We start from the raw sequence: 1,510 nt of genomic DNA on the forward strand, positions 1-1,510 counted from the left end.
CCCCCCGGTGAGCAACATTTCAGAACGTGCGTTCGAACCAGGTGGAGAGTAACCCGGGCCACCGACAAGAACGGAAATGTACTTCGAGAGGGCCTACGCGTCTGGTCAGGGGCGGTGGTCGGCCGGGTCGGTGCCCTCGTTCCACCGTTGCGCCCATTGCCAGAGTGGTTCGAGTGCCGGCCCCAACTCATCGCCGAGTTCTGTCAGGCAATAGGAGCCGTCGGAGTCCTTGATCAGTACGCGCGCGTCGACGAGGGTGCGCAGTCGCGTGGCGAGCACGCTGGAAGAGATGTCGTCGGTGCGTCGCCTGAGTTCGAGAAAGCCGAGCGGGCCGCTCCGCAGCTCCCAGAGAATGCGCATGTTCCATCGCTGTCCCAGGAGATCGAGTACAGCATCATCGATTGGCGAGGTGCGTTTGCCATTTCCATCGCGCTCGATCATAGTGGTTCGAAAATCGAAGTAGTTCGAAAATCGAAGCGGAAGGTATCAATGGAGCATCGCGCGTCAGGAAAATCTGTGCTGATCACGGGTGCGTCCCGGGGCATCGGAGCGGAAACGGCGGTGCAACTGGGTGCCGAAGGCGCTGCAGTGGCGGTGAACTTCCGAGAGAAGAAGCGCAGAGCCGATGCTGTTGTGCGCTCGATCAAGGAAAGCGGAGGACGCGCACTCTCCGTCGGTGCCGACGTCACCGACCCCGAAGCAGTCGACGCGATGCTGAACGCCGTCGCAGCCGAATTCGGCGCAATCGACGTTCTGGTTCTCAATGCTTCTGGTGGGCTCGAGCTCGGTGCAGATCCCGGCTACGCATGAGCATCAATCGCGACGCGCAGGTGGCGATGGCTCGAGCGGCCGCCGACCGCATGAAACCAGGCTCACGAATCGTCTTTCTCACCAGTCATCAGGCGCATTTCTACGGCAGGAAGCCCGTACCCGTCGAGTACGAGCCCATTGCTGCGAGCAAGCGAGCAGGCGAGGATGCCCTGCGCGACATGATTCCCGAATTGAATTCTCGGGGAATCGACTTCGTCGTCGTGTCCGGTGACATGATCGAGGGCACCATCGTGGTCACTCTGCTGGAGCGACGAAACCCCGATGCGGTGGCCGCCCGCGCCGCGCACGGTGCGCTCCCGACCGTTGCCGAGTTCGCTGCGGCCGTGGCGGCTGCAGTGGTCACGCCGATCGAGAGGTCCGGTCATACCGTGTATGTAGGTGGAGCCGATTACCTCGACGAGTTCGTGTCGGGGTAATCGGCTCCGTTCGACTGGATTGGTGCTGTGCAACCGGGCAATCAGCTACCGAGGACGCAGAATTGGCCGCTCGTGAGGTTCAGTGCCAGTGACAGGGGGCCGACGCAATCGACGCCCTGAGCCTCCGAGGTAGCGCCGGATCCCCACCCGGCGACGGCGAGAGTCGTCTGTCCGGCATCGGCCCACGAGTGAGCGATTCCGCCGCCGAGTGCCAGTGCGTAGGCCGTCCCTGCATTCTTGCTTGCTCCGAGGGCGACGCCGTA

At 62.8% G+C, this 1,510-nt stretch carries 4 protein-coding genes; 2 read left to right on the forward strand and 2 right to left on the reverse strand.

Going from position 1 to position 1,510, the window contains the following annotated elements:
* Positions 1–105: 105 nt before the first annotated feature.
* The gene (locus tag RHBS_RS27670) at positions 106–441 is read right to left on the reverse strand and encodes a helix-turn-helix domain-containing protein (RefSeq protein ID WP_128646927.1); all 336 of its coding nucleotides are present in this window, start codon (positions 439–441) and stop codon (positions 106–108) included.
* A 75-nt stretch (positions 442–516) separates the two neighbouring features.
* On the opposite strand from RHBS_RS27670, the gene RHBS_RS31960 reads away from it, so the two are divergent.
* Together RHBS_RS31960 and RHBS_RS31965 are read left to right on the forward strand one after the other, a co-directional pair.
* Positions 517–810: an SDR family NAD(P)-dependent oxidoreductase gene (locus tag RHBS_RS31960; protein ID WP_306303578.1), complete on the forward strand. Its 294-nt coding sequence runs from the start codon at positions 517–519 to the stop codon at positions 808–810.
* A complete protein-coding gene (locus RHBS_RS31965) occupies positions 807–1,247 on the forward strand; it encodes an SDR family oxidoreductase (protein WP_306303579.1) in 441 nt (146 codons plus the stop codon). The genes RHBS_RS31960 and RHBS_RS31965 overlap by 4 nt, the downstream gene beginning before the upstream one ends.
* Before the next feature lie 41 nt (positions 1,248–1,288).
* Here the strand turns inward: RHBS_RS31965 and RHBS_RS27680 are convergent.
* The coding region (locus RHBS_RS27680) for a DUF6764 family protein (protein WP_374700683.1) at positions 1,289–1,510 on the reverse strand (222 nt) is incomplete at its 5' end.

The organism is Rhodococcus sp. BS-15, from assembly GCF_000813105.1.
In the GTDB taxonomy this organism is placed as follows: domain Bacteria; phylum Actinomycetota; class Actinomycetes; order Mycobacteriales; family Mycobacteriaceae; genus Rhodococcoides.